At 70.6% G+C, this 18,411-nt stretch carries 17 protein-coding genes; 14 read left to right on the forward strand and 3 right to left on the reverse strand.

Features of this window, described 5'->3' with window-relative positions:
- Nucleotide 1: 1 nt before the first annotated feature.
- Nucleotides 2–1,039: an AAA family ATPase gene (locus tag ALI22I_RS19170; protein WP_443216946.1), complete on the reverse strand. Its 1,038-nt coding sequence runs from the start codon at nucleotides 1,037–1,039 to the stop codon at nucleotides 2–4.
- Nucleotides 1,040–1,583: 544 nt separating this feature from the next.
- Between ALI22I_RS19170 and mraZ the strand changes: the two genes are divergently transcribed.
- The 4 genes from mraZ (at nucleotide 1,584) to ALI22I_RS19190 (ending at nucleotide 5,693) form a co-directional block, all read left to right on the forward strand.
- Nucleotides 1,584–2,015, forward strand: a complete 432-nt coding sequence (gene mraZ, locus ALI22I_RS19175) for a division/cell wall cluster transcriptional repressor MraZ (protein ID WP_033437747.1) — start codon at nucleotides 1,584–1,586, stop codon at nucleotides 2,013–2,015.
- Nucleotides 2,016–2,194: 179 nt separating this feature from the next.
- Nucleotides 2,195–3,142: a 16S rRNA (cytosine(1402)-N(4))-methyltransferase RsmH gene (rsmH, locus tag ALI22I_RS19180; protein ID WP_077006883.1), complete on the forward strand. Its 948-nt coding sequence runs from the start codon at nucleotides 2,195–2,197 to the stop codon at nucleotides 3,140–3,142.
- Complete coding sequence (locus ALI22I_RS19185) at nucleotides 3,139–3,795, forward strand: hypothetical protein (RefSeq protein ID WP_179118275.1); 657 nt, start codon at nucleotides 3,139–3,141, stop codon at nucleotides 3,793–3,795. The genes rsmH and ALI22I_RS19185 overlap by 4 nt, the downstream gene beginning before the upstream one ends.
- Nucleotides 3,795–5,693 carry a peptidoglycan D,D-transpeptidase FtsI family protein gene (locus tag ALI22I_RS19190; RefSeq protein WP_077006884.1) on the forward strand — a complete coding sequence of 633 codons (1,899 nt, stop codon included), beginning with the start codon at nucleotides 3,795–3,797 and terminating at the stop codon, nucleotides 5,691–5,693. The genes ALI22I_RS19185 and ALI22I_RS19190 overlap by 1 nt, the downstream gene beginning before the upstream one ends.
- Before the next feature lie 87 nt (nucleotides 5,694–5,780).
- Here the strand turns inward: ALI22I_RS19190 and ALI22I_RS19195 are convergent, their stop codons facing one another.
- Nucleotides 5,781–6,503 (reverse strand): hypothetical protein, encoded by a 723-nt coding sequence (locus tag ALI22I_RS19195; RefSeq protein ID WP_179118276.1) that lies wholly within the window; start codon nucleotides 6,501–6,503, stop codon nucleotides 5,781–5,783.
- Between the two features lie 102 nt (nucleotides 6,504–6,605).
- Here ALI22I_RS19195 and ALI22I_RS19200 point away from each other — a divergent pair, with 102 nt between their 5' ends.
- Genes ALI22I_RS19200 through murD form a run of 4 tightly spaced genes read left to right on the forward strand, consistent with a single transcriptional unit; the run spans nucleotide 6,606 to nucleotide 12,067 of the window.
- Entirely contained in the window at nucleotides 6,606–8,135 is a 1,530-nt protein-coding gene (locus ALI22I_RS19200; protein ID WP_077006886.1) for a UDP-N-acetylmuramoyl-L-alanyl-D-glutamate--2,6-diaminopimelate ligase, read from the forward strand.
- The gene (locus ALI22I_RS19205) at nucleotides 8,132–9,607 is read left to right on the forward strand and encodes a UDP-N-acetylmuramoyl-tripeptide--D-alanyl-D-alanine ligase (protein ID WP_077006887.1); all 1,476 of its coding nucleotides are present in this window, start codon (nucleotides 8,132–8,134) and stop codon (nucleotides 9,605–9,607) included. Before ALI22I_RS19200 ends, ALI22I_RS19205 begins: the two co-directional genes overlap by 4 nt.
- A complete protein-coding gene (mraY, locus tag ALI22I_RS19210) occupies nucleotides 9,604–10,692 on the forward strand; it encodes a phospho-N-acetylmuramoyl-pentapeptide-transferase (RefSeq protein WP_077006888.1) in 1,089 nt (362 codons plus the stop codon). The genes ALI22I_RS19205 and mraY overlap by 4 nt, the downstream gene beginning before the upstream one ends.
- Before the next feature lies 1 nt (nucleotide 10,693).
- Nucleotides 10,694–12,067, forward strand: coding sequence for a UDP-N-acetylmuramoyl-L-alanine--D-glutamate ligase (gene murD, locus ALI22I_RS19215; protein ID WP_077006889.1), 1,374 nt, complete (start codon nucleotides 10,694–10,696; stop codon nucleotides 12,065–12,067).
- Nucleotides 12,068–12,187: 120 nt separating this feature from the next.
- On the opposite strand, the gene ALI22I_RS19220 is transcribed toward murD, so the two are convergent.
- Nucleotides 12,188–12,391: a hypothetical protein gene (locus ALI22I_RS19220; protein ID WP_077006890.1), complete on the reverse strand. Its 204-nt coding sequence runs from the start codon at nucleotides 12,389–12,391 to the stop codon at nucleotides 12,188–12,190.
- 101 nt (nucleotides 12,392–12,492) lie between these two features.
- Here ALI22I_RS19220 and ALI22I_RS19225 point away from each other — a divergent pair, with 101 nt between their 5' ends.
- The 6 genes from ALI22I_RS19225 to ALI22I_RS19250 all read left to right on the forward strand — a co-directional run bounded on the left by ALI22I_RS19225 (nucleotide 12,493) and on the right by ALI22I_RS19250 (nucleotide 18,408).
- On the forward strand, nucleotides 12,493–13,341 hold the full coding sequence (locus tag ALI22I_RS19225) for a helix-turn-helix domain-containing protein (protein ID WP_077006891.1): 849 nt from the start codon (nucleotides 12,493–12,495) through the stop codon (nucleotides 13,339–13,341).
- A 19-nt stretch (nucleotides 13,342–13,360) separates the two neighbouring features.
- Nucleotides 13,361–13,537 carry a DUF397 domain-containing protein gene (locus tag ALI22I_RS19230; protein ID WP_077006892.1) on the forward strand — a complete coding sequence of 59 codons (177 nt, stop codon included), beginning with the start codon at nucleotides 13,361–13,363 and terminating at the stop codon, nucleotides 13,535–13,537.
- An 82-nt stretch (nucleotides 13,538–13,619) separates the two neighbouring features.
- On the forward strand, nucleotides 13,620–15,080 hold the full coding sequence (ftsW, locus tag ALI22I_RS19235) for a putative lipid II flippase FtsW (protein WP_077006893.1): 1,461 nt from the start codon (nucleotides 13,620–13,622) through the stop codon (nucleotides 15,078–15,080).
- A gap of 57 nt (nucleotides 15,081–15,137) precedes the next feature.
- Nucleotides 15,138–16,241 (forward strand): undecaprenyldiphospho-muramoylpentapeptide beta-N-acetylglucosaminyltransferase, encoded by a 1,104-nt coding sequence (gene murG / locus ALI22I_RS19240; protein WP_077006894.1) that lies wholly within the window; start codon nucleotides 15,138–15,140, stop codon nucleotides 16,239–16,241.
- Nucleotides 16,238–17,656, forward strand: coding sequence for a UDP-N-acetylmuramate--L-alanine ligase (gene murC, locus ALI22I_RS19245; protein WP_077006895.1), 1,419 nt, complete (start codon nucleotides 16,238–16,240; stop codon nucleotides 17,654–17,656). The genes murG and murC overlap by 4 nt, the downstream gene beginning before the upstream one ends.
- Complete coding sequence (locus ALI22I_RS19250; protein WP_077006896.1) at nucleotides 17,653–18,408, forward strand: cell division protein FtsQ/DivIB; 756 nt, start codon at nucleotides 17,653–17,655, stop codon at nucleotides 18,406–18,408. Before murC ends, ALI22I_RS19250 begins: the two co-directional genes overlap by 4 nt.
- The last annotated feature ends 3 nt before the right edge of the window (nucleotides 18,409–18,411 follow it).

An 18,411-nucleotide genomic window follows, 5' to 3' on the forward strand; every position in this document is an offset into this window, starting at 1 on the left:
GTCAGCGGTGGTTGTTCGGGTTGATGTTGTGCAGGAACTGCCCGGTCGGGTCGAGCGCCGCCTGCGGCACCGGCACCCGCTGCAGCAGGTTGCGCACCAGGTCGGCGGACGACCGGCGGGCCGCCTGCGCCTCCGCGGTCAGCACCAGGCGGTGCGCCAGCACCGGCACGGCCACCGCGTGGATGTCGTCGGGCACCACGAAGTCGCGGCCCGCCAACGCGGCCTGCGCCCGGGCCGACCGCACCAGCTGCAACGTCGAACGCGGCGACGCGCCCAGCCGCAGCTCGGCCAGCCGACGGGTGGCGCCGACGAGCTCGACCGCGTACCGGCGGATCTCCGGCGACAGGTGCACCCGCCGCACCACCTGCACGAGCCTGAGCACCTGCTCGGCGTCGGACACCGGGCGCAGGTCCGCCATCGGGTCGTGGCCCGCGTGCTCGTCCACCATCGCCAGCTCGGCCGCCGGGTCCGGGTACCCGATGGAGACCCGCGCGGTGAAGCGGTCGCGCTGGGCCTCGGGCAGGGCGTAGGTGCCCTCCATCTCGATCGGGTTCTGCGTGGCGATCACCATGAACGGCGCGCCGAGCGGGTAGGTCTGCCCGTCGACGGTGACCTGGTGCTCTTCCATGCACTCCAGCAACGCCGACTGGGTCTTCGGCGAGGCGCGGTTGATCTCGTCGCCGACCACGATGTTGGCGAACACCGGGCCGGGGCGGAACTCGAAGTCGTTGTCCTGCCGGTTGTAGATCGACACGCCGGTGATGTCGCTGGGCAGCAGGTCGGGCGTGAACTGGATGCGGCTGACCGTGCAGTCGATCGACCGGGCCAGCGCCTTGGCCAGCGACGTCTTGCCGACGCCCGGCACGTCCTCGACCAGCAGGTGGCCCTCGGCCAGCAGGGTGACCAGGGCGACGCGGACCACGTCGGGCTTGCCGACGATGACCTTCTCGACGTTGGCGGCGATCCGGCCGACCGTGGCGTGCAGTTCCGCGAGTCCGTCCTCGGGCCGGCCCGGCGCGAGGTTCACGTTGTTGTTCACCTGCGCAGGGTTGTTGACCACAGGCGCGCCGTTGCCTCCGTAGGAGTGTTCTGGCAGCGCGGCTGGTTGGGTACTCGGAGTCACTCGACCTCCTGGAGCAGGGCGCGGCCCTACCGCGACCGGTTCGCGGTGGCGGTGAGCGTTGCACGCAGTGTGTCAAACCAGGGCGAAGCGCCCTACACCGATTGAACAGTTTCGTACTCGTGGGTGCCACGGCCCGTAGGCCCGACCGGTTCAACCCCCGCCCCACCACCATTCCCCACCAGGGCCGTGGTCGAACCGTTTTTGACCGATTTCACTGGGCCATCCGGGTGGAGTTCGGGCCGGATCAGCTCACCCGCGGAGGTGGTCACGGCCGGCGTCCCCCACCACGCTCCACCCCGGACATCTTCGCTCTACCTGCATAAACGCTCCGGCACAGGGCTTGCAACCACCCGTTTCAGCGTTGACTGTGGTGAAAAGTGGGGTACTGTGGCGGCCGGTGGGGCAGACGGGGGCTCCACTGCCGGTCGGAAGTCCGTTCCGGCATCGGGAGGTGGGCGCCGTGTTCCTGGGCACTCACTACCCGAGGCTGGACGACAAGGGCCGACTGACGCTGCCTGCGAAGTTCCGGGACGCGCTAGCGGGGGGTCTCATGGTCACCAAGGGCCAGGACCACTGCCTCTACGTGTTCCCTCGGGCCGAGTTCGAACAGATGGCGCGCAAGGTGGCGGACGCTCCTTTCACCAACGAGGCCGTCCGCGCCTACCAGCGCTACCTGTTCGCGGGGACCGACGAGCAGCGGCCGGACGGCCAGGGTCGGGTGTCGATCGCACCGGAACTGCGCCGTTACGCGGGGCTGACCAAGGAGTGCGTGGTCATCGGCGCGATCAACCGGCTGGAGATCTGGGACGCGCAGGCGTGGCAGAGCTACCTCGACGAGCACGAGGACAGCTACGCGACGGCCCGCGAGGAGGTGCTGCCCGGCGTCTTCTAGACAGGCCGTTGTTTCGAGGTTTCGGGTGCCGTGAGGCCTCGGTCCGCTCGGCTATCGGCCCTGGCGCACCTTCCCCGGCGCCAGGTCCGACGGGCGGGCGGGGACCTGACGACACCCGAATTTCTTGTCTTGCCAGAATTTCTTCATCGTGTTGAGGGGGGACCATCCAGGGAGGGGGCGTGGTGGAGCGAGCGCGGCACGTGCCGGTGCTGCTCGACCGCGTCCTGGACCTGCTGGCCCCGGCGTTGGCCGATCGGGACGCCGTGTTCGTGGACTGCACGCTCGGCCTGGGCGGGCACTCCGAGGCGGTGCTCCGGGCACACCCCAAGGTGCGGTTGATCGGCCTGGACCGCGATCCGCAGGCCATCGAGCTGTCGCGGGAGCGGTTGGCGCCGTTCGGCGACCGCGTGGAATTCGTCCAGACCACCTATGACGGGATCGCGTCGGCGGTCGGTGGCGCGAAGGTCGACGGGATTCTGATGGACCTCGGGGTGTCCTCGCTGCAACTGGACGCCGAGGACCGCGGGTTCGCCTACTCCAAGGACGCGCCGCTGGACATGCGGATGAGCGCGGGCACCGGGATGACGGCGGCCGACGTGCTGAACACCTACGCGGTCGAGGACCTGACCCGCATCCTGCGCGACTACGGCGAGGAGCGGTTCGCCCGCAAGATCGCCGGCGCCGTGGTGCGGGAACGGGAGCGCGAGCCGTTCACCACCAGCGGTCGGCTGGTGGAGCTGCTCTACGACGTGGTGCCGGCCGCGACGCGGCGCACGGGTGGTCACCCGGCGAAGCGGACGTTCCAGGCGTTGCGCATCGAGGTGAACGAGGAGCTGGAGTCACTGCGGTCGGCGTTGCCGGCCGCGCTGTCGGTGCTGGCCGTCGGCGGGCGGATCGTCGTGGAGGCCTACCAGTCCCTGGAGGACCGGATGGTCAAGCGGGCGTTCACCGCGCTGGCCACGTCCACGTCGCCGCAGGACCTGCCGGTCGAACTGCCCGGCCACGGCCCCCAGCTGAAGCTGGTGACCAGGGGCGCGGAGCAGGCGAACGAGCAGGAGATCGAGGAGAACCCCAGGGCCGCCTCGGTGCGGTTGAGGGCGGCGGAACGCATCCGGGAGGCGACATGACCGCACCGGCACGGACCGGCGGCGGTGTGCCGTCCCCGGCCAGGCCCGCCAAGCCCCGTGAACGCGCGCTGAAGGCCGTGCCGGCGGAACGCCGCCGGTCGCCCGCGGCGGAGCGGGCCTACGCGCGGCGTGCGCAGCGGGCTTCGGCGTCACGCGGTCCGGCGGTGACCCGTCAGCCCGTGGTGGCGCCCAAGGCGCCGTTCGTGGTGATGGTGATGGTCGTGCTCGGCGCGGGCATCGCGGCGATCATGTGGCTGTCGACCCAGGCCACCGCGGACTCGTACCGGCTGCAGGACGCGCGGGCCGAGGAGACCCGGCTCGCCCGGCAGGTCGAGCAGCTGCGGCAGGAGGTCGCGCTGGCCGAGTCGCCGCTGGAGCTGGCCGAGGCCGCGGCGAAGCTCGGGTTGGTCCCGGCCGGCGACCCGGCGCGGTTGCGGCAGCTGCCGGACGGGTCGGTCGAGGTGTACGGGAAGCCGTCGGCCGTCCAGCCGCCCACGCCGTCCACCACGCCTTCCGCCGCGCCGCAGACCCAACAGCAGACGACACCGCCCGCCCAAGGCCAGACCGCCCAAGGCCAGACCGCGCAGTCGGGCCAGCCGTCGGGTCAGGGCGGACAGCAGGTCACGGAACAGCCGGTACCAGGAGGTCAGTGATGCCGGGGCCCAGCCGGGGCAGGCCCGTGCGACGCCCGTTGTCCGTCCGGGGGCCCGCCCCCAAGCGACGGCGCGGCGGCAACAGCCGGGTCCGCCTCACGGTCGGCCGGCTGCTGCTGGTCGGCGCGCTGCTCGCCGCGGGCGTCAAGTTGGTGCAGGTCCAGGGCTTCCAGGCGGAGGCCCTGTCCGCGCAGGCCCAGCAGCAGCGCGCCACCAAGATCGACATCCCGGCGGCGCGCGGCTCGATCCTGGACCGCAACGGCAACCAGCTGGCGTTCAGCGTGGAGGCGCGCGCGCTCTACGCCGTGCCCCAGAAGATGCGCAAGGACTGGGCGGCGGCGCTGGAGGCCGACCCGGACATCGGCAGCTTCGAGGACCGCATCGCGGACATCGCGGCGTTCATCGAACAGACGCTGGGCAAGGAGGTCGCCGGGCAGAAGACCGACCGGGACACCATGCTCGCCAAGCTCTCCCAGGACACCACGTACATCAAGTTGGTCGACGACGTCGACCCGGGCAAGGCCGCCGTCATCACGGACAAGTACTACGACATCGGCTCCGAGTACCGGGCCGTCCGGGTGTACCCGAACGGCGAGCTGGCGTCGAACATCATCGGCGCGGCGAACTGGCGCGAGGACCAGCAGCCCCCCGCGACGCACGGCCTGCTGGGGTTGGAGATCGCGCAGGACAACCTGCTCGCCGGCCGCAACGGGCGGCGGGTCGTGGACACCATGCAGGGCAACGACAACGTCGTCATCCCGGGACCGGGCCGGTCGCAGGAACTGGCCGCCGCCACACCCGGCAAGAGCCTCGAACTGACGCTGGACGTGGACACGCAGTACGCGGTGCAGCGCATGGTCACCGACTACACGACCAGGTCGGCGGCGCGCAGCGGGTCCGCGGTGGTGCTCGACACCCGGACCGGCGAGATCCTGGCGATGGCCAACGACAAGACGTTCGACCCGAACGACTTCGGCAAGTACACCGAGGACCAGTTGCGCAACATCGCGGTCACCTCGGTGTTCGAGCCCGGTTCGGTGAACAAGATCGTGACCGCGGCGACGGCCGTCGAGGACGGTATTTACCAGCCGGACAGCGTGCTGGAGGTCGACGGCAGCATCAAGGTCGCCGACCGGGTGATCAGCGACTGGTGGGCGCACGGCCCGCTGGACATGACGTTCACCGGCGTGTTCGCGAAGTCGTCCAACGTGGGCACGCTGATGACGGCGCAGAAGATCGGGCAGGACCGGTACGCCGACATGCTGGCGAAGTTCGGTCTCGGCAAGCGCACCCAGTCCGGTCTGCCCGGCGAGGAGCCGGGATATGTGCCGCCGCTCAACCAGTGGTCCGGTTCGACGTTCGGCAACCTGCCGATCGGCCAGGGCCTGAACATGACGTTGCTCCAGATGACCGGGATGTACCAGGCGATCGCGAACGACGGCGTGCGCATCCCGCCGCGCATCGTGCGGGCCGAGGTGTCGGCCGACGGCAGCCGCAAGGAAGCGGAGCAGCCGGAGAGCGTGCGGGTCGTGTCGCCGCAGACGGCCAAGACGGTGCGTGACATGTTCCGCGCGGTGGTGCAGAGCGCGCCGGGACAGAGCGGGACGGGCACGCCGGCGGCGCTGCCGGGGTACCAGATCAGCGGGAAGACCGGGACGGCGCAGCAGATCGACCCGAAGTGCAAGTGCTACAGCAGCTCGGAGTACTGGATCACGTTCGCCGGCATCCTGCCCGCCGACAACCCCAGGTTCGTGGTCGGCATCATGCTCGACAACCCGACCGCGAACGGCCTCCAGTCCGCCGCGCCGCTGTTCCACGACATCGCGTCGTACCTGTCGCAGCGCTACCAGGTGCCTCTGTCGGCCGAGCAAAGCCCCGTTGTGCCTCTCGTGCGCTGACGATCGCGCTACCGTCGCGGGATGTCTTTCACGCGGTGCGGTTCAATCCAGCGCCCCTGCGATAACACGACGGTTTTCCGGAATCCATCACTCTCCGCTTCCTCCGCCCCCGCCTCCTTCTGAGAATCTCGGTCCGGTTTCATCGCCGAACCCGTAGTACCGGCTGCCGTCGTCGCTGCCGCCCCTGCTGCCGTGCGCGCGCGAACGGCGGTGCGGGTCGGGGATCTCCACGTCGCGTCGGACCTCGTCGTACGTCCTGTGCAGGCGTTCGGCGATCTGGTCGACGTCCCACTTCCACTCCCAGTGCAGGCGCCGGCTCACCTCCCTCATCACCATGTCGGCGGCGTGTTTGAACTCGTTCTCCTCGTCCCACAGGAGGTGGAGTTTTCGCCGGGCATCTTTGACGAGGTCTTCCGGGTCGACGCCGTGGGTCAGCCGGAACTGTTCGCGGTACTCCCGCACCGCCTTTTCGGCGGCCTGTCGGCAGGATTCCAGCAACCCCTCGTCCCACCGGTGTTGTTTCGTCCGGCGGCGCAGTCGGCCGCCTCCCCACTCCAGCACCCGATCCGGCACCAGCCGGGGTGACGTCGGCCTCGGCTGATTCCGGACCCACTCGTCGTGCGCCTGTTGTCTCGCGGCCTCGCGCACCTGCTTCACGGGCTCGGTCAACGCGTGCAGTGCGGCTTCCGCGGCTGCTACCCGATCCTTGGTCGGCGGCTGGGCCTTCGCAACGCGCGCGGCTTCGCCGCGCCGCAGTAGCTCGTCTTCTCCCCAGGATTCCGGTGAATCCTCAGGTGGTCTGGCCGCCATGTGCCCGACTCTGCCGGCTGTGGACCGCGCCGCGGTAGGTAAAACCGGTCCCGAGTGGACGTGCCGGGCGAACACTCTCCGTGCGCCGGTAGCCTTCCGCGCGTGCCTGCCAAGCTAGAGGGCAAGGTCGCGACCGCTCCGCCTCGCCCTTCCCGCACCCAGCCCGTCGCCGTGGCCGAGCTCGCCACGACCATCGACGCGCACCTGACCGCCCCCGACCGGGCACACGTCCAGGTCGGCGGCGTGACGTTGCGCGCCCAGCACGTCCGGCCCGGTGACCTCTTCGCCGCACTTCCGGGCACGCGGGTGCACGGGGCCGACTTCGCCGCCCAGGCCGTCGAGAACGGCGCGGTGGCCGTGCTGACCGACGCGCAGGGGGCCGAGAAGGTCCACGGTGTGCCGGTGCTGGTGCACCCGGACCCACGCGGAGTGCTCGGCCGACTCGCCTCCCACGTCTACGGCGACCCCTCGACCAAGCTGAACGTGTGGGGGGTGACCGGGACGTCCGGCAAGACCACCACGAGCTACATGATCGAGTCGGTGCTCCGCGCGGCCGGTCGCCGCACCGGGCTCATCGGCACGGTCGAGACGCGGGTCGGCGGCAACCGGCTGGACAGCGCCCTCACCACCCCCGAAGCCCCTGACCTGCAAGCCCTGCTGGCCGTGATGCTCGAATGCGGCACCACGGACGTCACCATGGAGGTCTCCAGCCACGCGCTGCGCCTGGGCCGCGTCGGCGGCGTGGGGTTCGCGATCGGCGCGTTCACCAACCTCTCCCAGGACCACCTGGACTTCCACCCCGACATGGAGGACTACTTCCGGACCAAGGCCGAGCTGTTCGACGGCCGGGCCCGCACCGAGGTGGTCTGCGTGGACGGCGAGTGGGGTCCCCGCCTGGTCAAGGACCACACGGTCACGGTGGCCACGACCAAGCCCGCCGACTGGACGGCCGCCGACGTCACCGTGTCCGCCACCGGTGAGCAGACCTTCACCGCGCACGGCCCGGACGGCGTCACGATCGACGTCGAACTCCGCATCCCCGGTGACTTCAACGTCGCCAACGCCCTGCTCGCCATCGCCTGCCTGCACACCCGGCAAATCCCGCACGAAGCCATCCGCGAAGGCCTGAGGAACGTCCAAGTCCCCGGACGCATGCAGCGTGTCGACGAGGGCCAGGACTTCACCGCCGTGGTGGACTACTCGCACAAGCCCGTCGCCGTCGCCCTCGCCCTCGACGCGGTCCGCGCCCGTGCCACCGGCCGGATCATCACCGTCCTGGGCTGCGGCGGGGACCGGGACCGGGGCAAGCGGCCCCTCATGGGCGAGGAAGCCGCACGGCGCAGCGACGTCCTGGTCGTCACCGACGACAACCCGCGCAGCGAGGACCCGGCGGAGATCCGGGCCGCGATGCTGGGCGGCGCGCTGGCCGTGCCGGACGACGAACGCGGCGAGGTGGTGGAGATCGGCGACCGCCGCCGTGCCATCGAGCACGCGGTGTCCCTCGCGCGCACCGGCGACGTCGTCGTCGTCGCGGGCAAGGGCCACGAGACCGGCCAGGAGATCGCGGGCGTGGTGCACCCGTTCTCCGACGTGGACGCACTGACCGAAGCCATCAGAGGAGCCTCGCGGTGATCGAGCTGAGCCTGGCCGAGATCGCCGAAGTGGTCGGCGGCAGGCTGCACAACGCCACCGGTGCCGAGGTGGTCACCGGCAGCGTCGAGTTCGACACCCGCAAGCTCACGCCCGGCGGCCTGTTCCTGGCACTGCCCGGTGAACGGGTCGACGGCCACGACTTCGCCGCCCGGGCCGTGGCGAGTGGCGCGGTCGGCGTGCTGGCGGGCCGGGAGGTCGACGCGCCCGCCGTCATCGCGCCGCCGGTCGACAAGCTTTCGGGCGGGACGGACGGCGGCAACGCCTACGTCCTGTCCGGCGACACGGACGGCGTGGGCGCGGCGGTGCTGGCGGCGCTGGCCAAACTCGCCCGCCACGTCACCGACCGGCTGGAGAACCTGACCGTCATCGGCGTGACCGGCTCGTCCGGCAAGACGTCCACCAAGGACCTCATCGCGGAGGTGCTCGCCCCGCTCGGCCCGACCATCGCGCCGCCCGGCTCGTTCAACAACGAACTGGGCCACCCGTGGACGGCCCTGCGCGCCGACGAGAACACCCGTTTTCTGGTGCTGGAGCTGAGCGCACGCGGAGTCGGGCACATCGCCGAGCTGTGCCGGGTCGCCCCGCCGCGCGTCGGCGCGGTCCTCAACGTCGGCAGCGCGCACGTGGGCGAGTTCGGCTCCCGGCAGGGCATCGCCCAGGCCAAGGGCGAGCTGGTCGAGGCGCTGCCCGAGGACGGCATCGCCGTGCTGAACGCCGACGACCCGCTGGTCGCGGGCATGGCCGACCGGACCAAGGCGCGCGTCGTGCTGACCGGCGAGAACAGCACCGCGCACGTCCGCGCGAAGGACATCGAGCTGGACGAGCAGGCCCGCGCCCGCTTCACCCTGGTCACCCCGCAGGGCGAAGCGCAGGTCAAGCTCGCCGTCCACGGCCCGCACCAGGTCGGCAACGCCCTCACCGCCGCCGCGATCGCCCTCGAACTCGGCGCCACGCCCGAGCAGATCGCCCAAAGCCTCGGCAACGCCGAACGAGTCTCCGCGCATCGCATGGCGGTCTCAGAACGTCCTGACGGTGTGACGATCGTCAACGACGCGTACAACGCCAACCCGGAGTCGGTGCGAGCGGCACTGAAGTCGCTGGCCACCATCTCCCGGGCCGCCACGCCCGCCCGCCGCAGCTGGGCGGTGCTCGGTCCGATGGCCGAATTGGGTGCGGATTCCATCCGCGCGCACGACGAGATCGGACGGCTCGCGGTCCGCTTGGACATCAACAAGCTGGTCGTGGTCGGTCAGGACGCCCGGGCGATGCACCAAGGGGCGCACCTGGAAGGATCATGGGGAGAAGAAGCGATTTTGGTGCCCGACGTGACGGCGGCCGTCGAGCTGCTGCGCGACCAGGTGCGGCCCGGTGACGTCGTCCTGGTGAAGGCATCCAACTCATACGGCCTGTGGCGGGTTGCCGAGGCTCTCCTGGAGGCGGTCAGCAAGTGAAGAGCATCCTCATCGCGGCGGCCATCGCGCTGATCGCGTCGATCATGCTGACGCCGTACCTGATCAAGATCTTCTCCCGGCAGGGTTTCGGCCAGGAGATCCGCGAAGAGGGACCGCAGAGCCACAAGACCAAGCGCGGCACGCCCACCATGGGTGGCGTCGCGATCCTGGTCGCGATGTGGGCGGGCTACCTCGGCGCGCACCTGGTCAACTCCATGTCGGCGTCGGCGTCCGAGCAGACGCCCAGCGCGTCCGGCCTGCTGGTGCTGATGCTGACCACGTCGCTCGGCGTGGTGGGCTTCCTGGACGACTTCATCAAGATCCGCAAGCAGCGCAACCTGGGCCTGAACAAGACCGCGAAGCTCGTCGGCCAGTTCCTCGCCACGATCATCTTCGCCGTGCTGGTCATGCAGTTCCCGAACAAGGACGGGCTCAACCCCGCCTCGGTGAACCTGTCGTTCGTGCGTGACATCACCGTGGTGTCGTTCGGCGTCGTCGGGTTCGTGGTGTTCTGCTACGCCGCGATCAGCGCCTGGTCGAACGCGGTGAACCTGACCGACGGCCTGGACGGTCTGGCCGGCGGCACGTCCGCGATGGTGCTCGGCACCTACGTGGTGATCAGCTTCTGGCAGTTCCGCTACAACTGCTCCAACCTGCTCGTGGCCGGCTGCTACGACGTGCGCGACCCGCTGGACCTGGCGGTGGTCGCCGCCGCCGCGATGGCCGGCTGCATCGGTTTCCTGTGGTGGAACGCCGCGCCCGCCAAGATCTTCATGGGTGACACCGGCTCGCTGGCGCTGGGCGGTCTGGTTGCCGGTCTGTCCATCGCGACCCGCACCGAGCTGCTGATGGTCGTCATCGGCGGTCTGTTCGTGGTCGAGGCGCTGTCGGTGGTGCTGCAGGTCGCGGTCTTCCGCACGTCGCGACGGCGGTTGTTCCGCATGGCGCCGTTCCACCACCACTTCGAACTCGCCGGGTGGGCGGAAACCACGGTGATCATCAGATTCTGGCTGCTCGCGGGCATGTGCTGCATGCTCGGGCTCGGCCTGTTCTACAGCGAGTGGCTGACCGCGGTCGAGAGCTGACATGGGATTCCTCGCAGGTCGTCACGTCCTGGTCGCCGGTGCCGGGGTGACCGGCCGCTCGGCGGCGGAGGCGTTGCTGGCGGCGGACGCGGTGGTCACCGTGACCGACGGTTCGGCGGATCGTCTGGCCGCGCTGGAACAGCTGCTGCCCGGTGTGACGCTGGTGCCCGGTCTCGTGACGCCGCCTCCGGCGACGGAACTGGTCGTGACCAGCCCCGGCTGGCGTCCGTCCAGCCCGTTGCTGGTAGCCGCCGCGGCGGCCGGGATCGAGGTGATCGGCGAGGTCGAACTGGCCTGGCGGATGGGGCTCGAACTGGCCGACCCGCCGACGTGGCTCGCGGTGACCGGCACGAACGGCAAGACCACGACGGTCGGCATGCTGGAGTCGATCCTGCGTGCGGCCGGTATCGACGCGGTGGCGTGCGGCAACGTCGGGCTGCCCGTGGTGGACGCGCTGTTGGCCGGGCGTCGCGTGCTGGCGGTGGAGCTGTCGAGCTTCCAGCTGCACTGGTCGCCGTCCGTGCGGCCGTTCGCCGGGGTGTTGCTGAACCTGGCCGAGGACCACCTGGACTGGCACGGCACGTTCGAGGCTTACGCGTCGGCGAAGGCCGGTGTGCTGACCGGCGAGGTTGCGATCGGCGGGGTGGACGACCCCGTGGTGGCCGAGCTCCTGACCTCCTCGCCCTCGCCCGCGCACGTCGGGTTCACGCTGGGGTCGCCCGAGGAGGGGCAGCTCGGCGTCCACGAGGGGCAGTTGGTGGACCGGGCGTTCGGGCCGGACACGGTGTTGCTGCCGGTGGCGGATGTCCAGCCCGGCGGGCCTCCGGGGATCGCCGACGCGTTGGCGGCGGCGGCTCTGGCCCGGGCGCACGGCGTTTCGGCTTCGGCGGTGGCGCAGGGCTTGCGCGCGTTCCGGCCGGGTGCGCATCGGGCGGTGCTGGTGGCGACGGCCGATGGGGTTTCGTACGTCAACGACTCCAAGGCCACCAATCCCCATGCGGCGGCGGCGTCGTTGCGGTCGCACGAGAGTGTGGTGTGGGTGGCCGGTGGGCTGCTCAAGGGTGCGTCGGTGGACGAGTTGGTGCTCGGTGAGGCGCACCGGTTGCGTGGGGCGGTGTTGATCGGGGCGGACCGCGAGGTGATCGCTTCGGCGCTGGCCCGGCACGCGCCGTCGGTGCCGGTGGCGGTGCTGGACGACGTCACCGAGACGACCATGCTCGATGCCGTGCGCGCCGCGCGTTCCATGGCGCAGCCCGGGGACGTGGTGGTGTTGGCCCCGGCGGCGGCGTCGATGGACATGTTCAGCGACTACGCCCATCGCGGGCAGGCGTTCACCGAGGCCGTGCTGAGCCTGGTCGGTCAACGCGGGGCGTGACCCAGGTTCTCGAAGACCCGGTCCGGTTCCTTCAGGTAGGTGTGGGCCGCGTCGATCACGGGGCACGGCCACGGGGTGCGGGTGTACCGGCCGTCGGTCCACGTGGGTGCGCAGCCCAGGCTAGAGACCGAAGACGTCGGCGGAGTGGTTGATCAGGGTGCCCCGGAGTGCGGCGACCAGTCGGGGAACTTCGGTGCGGGCCACGGCGAGAACGGTTTGCTCGTCTGATTCGTGCTCGTTGGTCAGCAGTTCGACCGTGTCGAGGTAGCCGAGCATGTCCTGGTCCAGCAGGTGGAAGGCGCGAGACAGCGCGTCGGAGTTCATGCCTCTACCGTGCTCCAGCGCGAGTCAATCTGCAATATGCCGTATCGGTATATCCCGAAGTTCACCCGTTCGGGAGGGCATATTGCCGATAGGGTCGTGTCATGACGCAAGGCAACACCGGCCCGGGCATCCGGAGGCGACTGCTGGCCAAGGCGCTGATCCAGCTCCGCGAGCAAGCCGGCAAGAACTTCGACGACGTGGTCGAGGCGCTGGCCTTCTCGAAGTCCAAGATCAGTCGCATCGAGGCCGGCGGCACCGGTGTGTCCATAGTGGACGCCAGGGCGCTGGGGCAATTGTACGGCGCGGATGCCGACACCCTGGCTTGGCTGGAGAGGCTTGCGAGGATCGCGAAGCAGCGCGGTCGTTGGCACGTGTTCGGCGATGGCTTGGTCGACTGGTTCTCGGACTTCGTGGTGCTGGAGTCCGAGGCCACGATGATCAACACCTTCGAGATCGACCTCATCCCAGGGCTGTTCCAAACCGAGGAATACGCGGCGATGGTGCTGCGGGCCTACTCGCCGGATGTCCCGGATGAAGTGGTCCAGCGCAAGGTTGCCCTGCGGCAGACCAGGCAGCGCCGGGTTACCGATGGCTCGCTGTCGGTGTGGGCGATCGTGGATGAGTCCGCGCTGCGCCGCACCACCGGCGATCGCAAGGTGGACCGGCGTCAACTGGAGCAGTTGCTCGCGGTCTCGCTCATGACCAATGTCGTGGTGCAAGTACTGCCGTTCGACAAGGGTTTGCACATGGCGATGGGGACCGCCTTCTCGCTGCTGCGGTTCCAGGGCTACCCGAGCATCGTCTACGTGGACAACCTGACCGGCGGTGTCTATCTGGACGAGGCTTCGGACCTGGAGCGGTATAGCCTGGTGTTGGATCACCTCCGGGCCACCGCTCTCGACGTGCGGGAGTCGGCGGAGTTCATCAAGAGGATGATCGCTGATCTCTAGCTCGTCCTGGGAGCGCGTTATGTGGTCGGAGTGGCGTAAGGGCAGCCGCAGCAACGGTGCGGGTGGCAACTGCGTGGAGATGGCGTCGTCCGCTGACGCGTTCCGGGTCCGGGACAGCAAGAACGCCTCTGGTCCCGTCCTCCGGTTCACCGGCCGGGCGATGGAAGCCTTCCTGGCGGGGGCCAAGCGGGGCTGAATATCAGCTTGATCACTGGCGCATCGCGCGACACGCGGTCGATTTTCACCTTTCGTGGCCTCTGGCGGGAGACGATGGGTGCATGACTGCGGTGGACCGGGGCCCGGTGGAGCGACCGCCAAGAGCGCAGCGACGTACCGGACGTGCCAAACGCGTGGTCGTGGTGCGGACGTCGTTGACCGCGTGGCTCGGGCGTCCCCTGGCGGATTTCCACCTGCTGTTGGCGATCTTCGGCATGTTGACGGCCATCGGGCTGATCATGGTGCTGTCCGCCTCCGCGCCGGGTGAGGTGGCCGAGGGTGCGTCGGCGTACAGCGTGTTCAAGAAGCAACTGCTCTACGTCGGTGTCGGCGCCGTCATGTTCCTGATCGTGTTGCGCATCCCGCTGCGCAAGATCCGGGACGGCAGCACGATGGCGATGCTCGTCTGCGTGATCCTCCTCGTCCTCGTCCTCACTCCACTCGGGACGGTCGCGGGCGGCGCGCAGTCGTGGTTCACGGTGGGGCCGGTGTCGTTCCAGCCGATCGAACCGGCGAAGCTCGCGCTGGCGTTGTGGGGCGCGCACGTCCTGGTGACCAAGCGCGCGTTGCTGGACCAGTACCGGCACCTGCTGGTCCCGGTCGTGCCGGTGGCGATGCTGTTGTTCGCGCTGGTGATGCTGCAACCCGACCTCGGCGGCACGATCACGCTCGCGGTCGTGCTGATGGGCCTGCTGTGGTTCGTCGGCGCGCCGATGCGGATCTTCGGCGTCATCGCGATCGCCGCGGTGACCGGCGCGCTGGTCCTGGCGCTCACCGCGGTCTACCGGTTGAAGCGCGTGCAGACGTTCCTGGACCCGTGGTCGGACCCGCAGGGCGATGGACTCCAGGCGCTGCAAGCGCTGTACGCGTTGGCTGAAGGCGGTTTCTTCGGCAAGGGCCTCACCAACGGCAGCTCGAAGTGGCGTTATCTGCCGAACGTTCACAGCGACTTCATCTTCGCCGTGATCGGCGAGGAACTGGGGTTCATCGGCTGTCTGCTGGTGCTGGGGCTGTTCGCGCTACTGGCGGTAGTGGGCCTGCGGATCGCGGCGCGCAACACCGACCCGTGGATTCGGATGGTGTCGGCGACGCTGACCGTGTGGCTGGTCGCGCAGGCCGCGATCAACATCGGCTACGTCGTGCAGTTGCTGCCGGTCACCGGCATCACGCTGCCGATGATCTCCTCCGGCGGCACGTCGGTCGTCACCACGATGGTGGTGTTCGGCATCCTCGCCAGTTGCGCCCGCCACGAACCGGAAGCGGTCTCGGCGCTGCGGTCCCTCGGCCCCGGTCGGGTCGGCGGGGTGCTGAAGCTGCCGGCGCCCGAGGCGTACAAGCCGCCGCCCAAGCGCCGCCCCTCACGTCCCTCCACGCCGCCGCGTGGTCGCAAGGCCGCGCCGCCGCCGGTGGACGAGCGGAGGATGGCCGGTCGTCACGCTCCGCCGTCGGAGTACCGTCGTCGCGAATCCCGTAAGGCCGGCCAGGACCGGGACGTGCGGTCCAGGCGCCGTGACGGGCGTTAACGGCACCGGGGTCGAGCGGCACCCGGTGAGCGGTACATCTACGCGAGGAGGAAGTGCGTGACCAGGGTTCCCCAGCAGGTCGGTCCGTGTGTGGTGGTCGCCGGAGGCGGCACCGCCGGGCACATCGAGCCCGCCCTGGCCCTGGCCGACGCGGTCATGCGGCTGCGGCCCGACGCGCGCGTGGTCGCGCTGGGCACCGAGCGCGGTCTGGAGAGCAGACTGGTGCCGGCCCGCGGTTACCCGCTGGAGCTGATCCCGCCGGTGCCGATGCCGCGCAAGCCGTCGCCGGACCTGCTCAAGCTCCCGTTGCGGGTGCGCGGCGCCGTCCGTGACACGCGTGCGGTGCTGGAACGGGTCCGCGCGGACGTCGTGGTCGGCTTCGGCGGTTACGTCGCGCTGCCCGCGTACCTCGCCGCACGCGGCCGGGTGCCGATCGTGGTGCACGAGGCCAACGCCAAGGCCGGGCTCGCCAACAAGGTCGGCGCGAAGTTCGCCGAACGGGTCGCCGCCGCCGTGCCCGACTCGGGCCTGACCGACGCGGAGATCATCGGCATCCCGCTGCGCTACTCGATCACCTCGCTGGACCGGGCCGCGCTGCGCGAGCAGGCCCGCGCCCACTTCGGCCTGCACCCGACCGCGCCGACGCTGCTGGTGTTCGGCGGCTCGCAGGGCGCCCGGTCGATCAACAACGCGGTGTCCGGCGCGGCGGCGGCGTTCGCCCAGGCCGGGATCGCGGTGCTGCACGCGCACGGCCCGAAGAACACCGTCGCGGTGCAGTCGGTGCCCGGCGCGCCGCCGTACGTGCCGGTGCCGTACCTGGATCGGATGGACCTCGCCTACGCCGCGGCGGACGCGGTGCTGTGCCGGTCCGGCGCGATGACGGTGGCGGAGGTGTCCGCGGTCGGTCTGCCGGCGGTGTTCGTGCCGCTGCCGCACGGCAACGGCGAGCAGGCGCTCAACGCCGGTCCCGTGGTGTCCGCGGGCGGCGGCATCCTGGTGCCCGACGAGCAGTTGACGCCGGAGTGGATCTCGGCGAACGTGGTGCCGCTGGTCGCCGACCGCAACCGGCTGGCCGCGATGACCACGGCCACGCTGAGCACCGGCCACCGCGAGGCCGACGAGGTGCTGGCCCGCATCGTCCTAGAGGTGATCAAGAAGTGACTCGGGTTGATCAGGAGAAGAGTGGCGTCCTGGACCGGGTGCACCTGGTCGGGATCGGCGGTGCCGGCATGAGCGGCATCGCGCGGATCCTGTTGGCGCGCGGAGCGCAGGTGTCCGGCTCGGACGCCAAGGACTCGCGCACCGTGCTCGCGCTGCGGGCGCAGGGCGCGGCGATCGCGGTCGGCCACGACGGCGCGAACCTCGACCAGCTCGCCGGCGGCCCCACGGCGGTCGTGGTGTCCACCGCGATCCGCGAGGACAACCCGGAGCTGGTGGAAGCCCGCTCCCGGGGCTCGGTCGTGCTGCGGCGGGCCGAGGCGCTGGCCGCGTTGATGCTCGACCACCGGGTGGCCTGTGTCGCCGGCACGCACGGCAAGACGTCCACCACGTCCATGCTCACGGTCGCTCTGCAACATTGCAGGATGGACCCGTCCTTCGCGATCGGCGGTGACCTGAACGAGTCCGGCGCCAACGCCCACCAGGGCACCGGTGGCGTGTTCGTCGCCGAGGCCGACGAGAGCGACGGCTCGTTCCTGTTCTTCTCGCCGTCGGTCGCGGTCGTGACCAACGTCGAGGCCGACCACCTGGACCACCACGGCACCGTCGAGGCGTACGTGGCGGTGTTCGACTCGTTCCTGGAGCGCATCCAGGCCGACGGCGTGCTGATCGCGTGCGCGGACGACCCGGGCGCGGCGGCGTTGGCCGAACGGGCCGGGAAGCTCGGCATCCGGGTCCGCCCGTACGGCCGCACCGCCACCGGCCCCGGCTCTGCCCGCCTGGTCGACTACCAGCCCACCGACTCCGGCGGCCTGGCCAAGGTCGAGCTGGACGGCGAAGTCGTGGACGTGCGGGTGGCCGTGCCCGGCGAGCACATGGCCGACAACGCGATCGCCGCCCTGATCGCCGCGCTGGAGCTGGGCGCGGACCGGGACGGCGTGCTGGCCGGTCTGGCCGCGTTCGGCGGGGTGCGCCGGCGGTTCGAGTTCAAGGGCCAGGCCTCCGGCGTGCGGGTGTACGACGATTACGCACACCACCCCACCGAGGTGGCCGCCCAGATCACCGCCGCCCGGCCCGTCGCAGGTGACGGCAAGCTGGTCGTGGTGTTCCAGCCGCACCTGTACTCGCGGACTCGGCTGTTCGCCGAGGAGTTCGCCGCCGCCCTCGGCATGGCCGACGCGGTCGTGGTGCTCGACGTCTACGGCGCGCGCGAGGAGCCGGAGCCCGGCGTCACCGGCGCGCTGGTCTCGGGCCTGGTGCCGCTCGACGTCGGGCAGGTGTTCTACGAGCCGTCGTTCGACCGGGTGCCCGCGCTGGTCGCGCGTCTGGTCGCGGAGGGCGACCTGGTCGTCACCATGGGCGCGGGCGACGTCACCATGCTCGGCCCGGAGATCGTCGGGGAGCTGGACAAGGCATGACCACACAGGCGGCGCGTCGACGCCCGGCCACCGCCTCGGCGGCGCGTCGGCGCACGTCACGCCGTCCGTCGCGCGACCTCTACCGGCGCAAGGTGCGGCGCCGGCGGATGGTCGCGATCCTCGTCATGCTCGTGGTCACCGCGGTGACGATCACGGTCTGGTTCACGCCCGCGCTCGGCGTCCGGGAGGTCCAGGTGCGGGGCATCGCCAACCTGAGCGCCGACGAGGTCCGCGAGGCCGCCGCGATCGAGCCCGGCACGCCGCTGGTGGAGCTGGACACCGAAGCGGTGACCGCGCGGGTCCGCGAGTTGCCCCGCGTCGCCGGGGTGCGGGTCGAACGGGTGCTGCCCGGCACCGTGCGGCTCACCGTGGACGAGCGGGACCCGGTCGGGGTGGTCAACGCCGCCGACGGCGCGCACCTGGTCGACGCCACCGGCAAGGACTACGCCACCGTCGTGCAGCCGCCGTCCGGGCTGCCGGAGCTGAAGGTGGAGCCGGACGCGGTCGTCGCCGCCGTGGGTGTGCTCACCCAGATCCCCGAAGCGCTGCGCCGGGAGGTGCTGGTCGTCACGGCGGGCTCGCCGTCGGACGTCCGGCTGACGTTGAGCGCCGGACGCGAGGCGCGGTGGGGTTCGTCCGCCGACACCCCGCGCAAGGCGGCCGTGCTGGAGGTCCTGCTGACCCGGCCCGGCTCGGTGTTCGACGTGTCCAGCCCCGAGCTGCCGACCGTTTCCGGAGACGCCGAGTCGTGAGAT

This window comes from Saccharothrix sp. ALI-22-I (assembly GCF_001984175.1).
GTDB lineage: Bacteria > Actinomycetota > Actinomycetes > Mycobacteriales > Pseudonocardiaceae > Actinosynnema.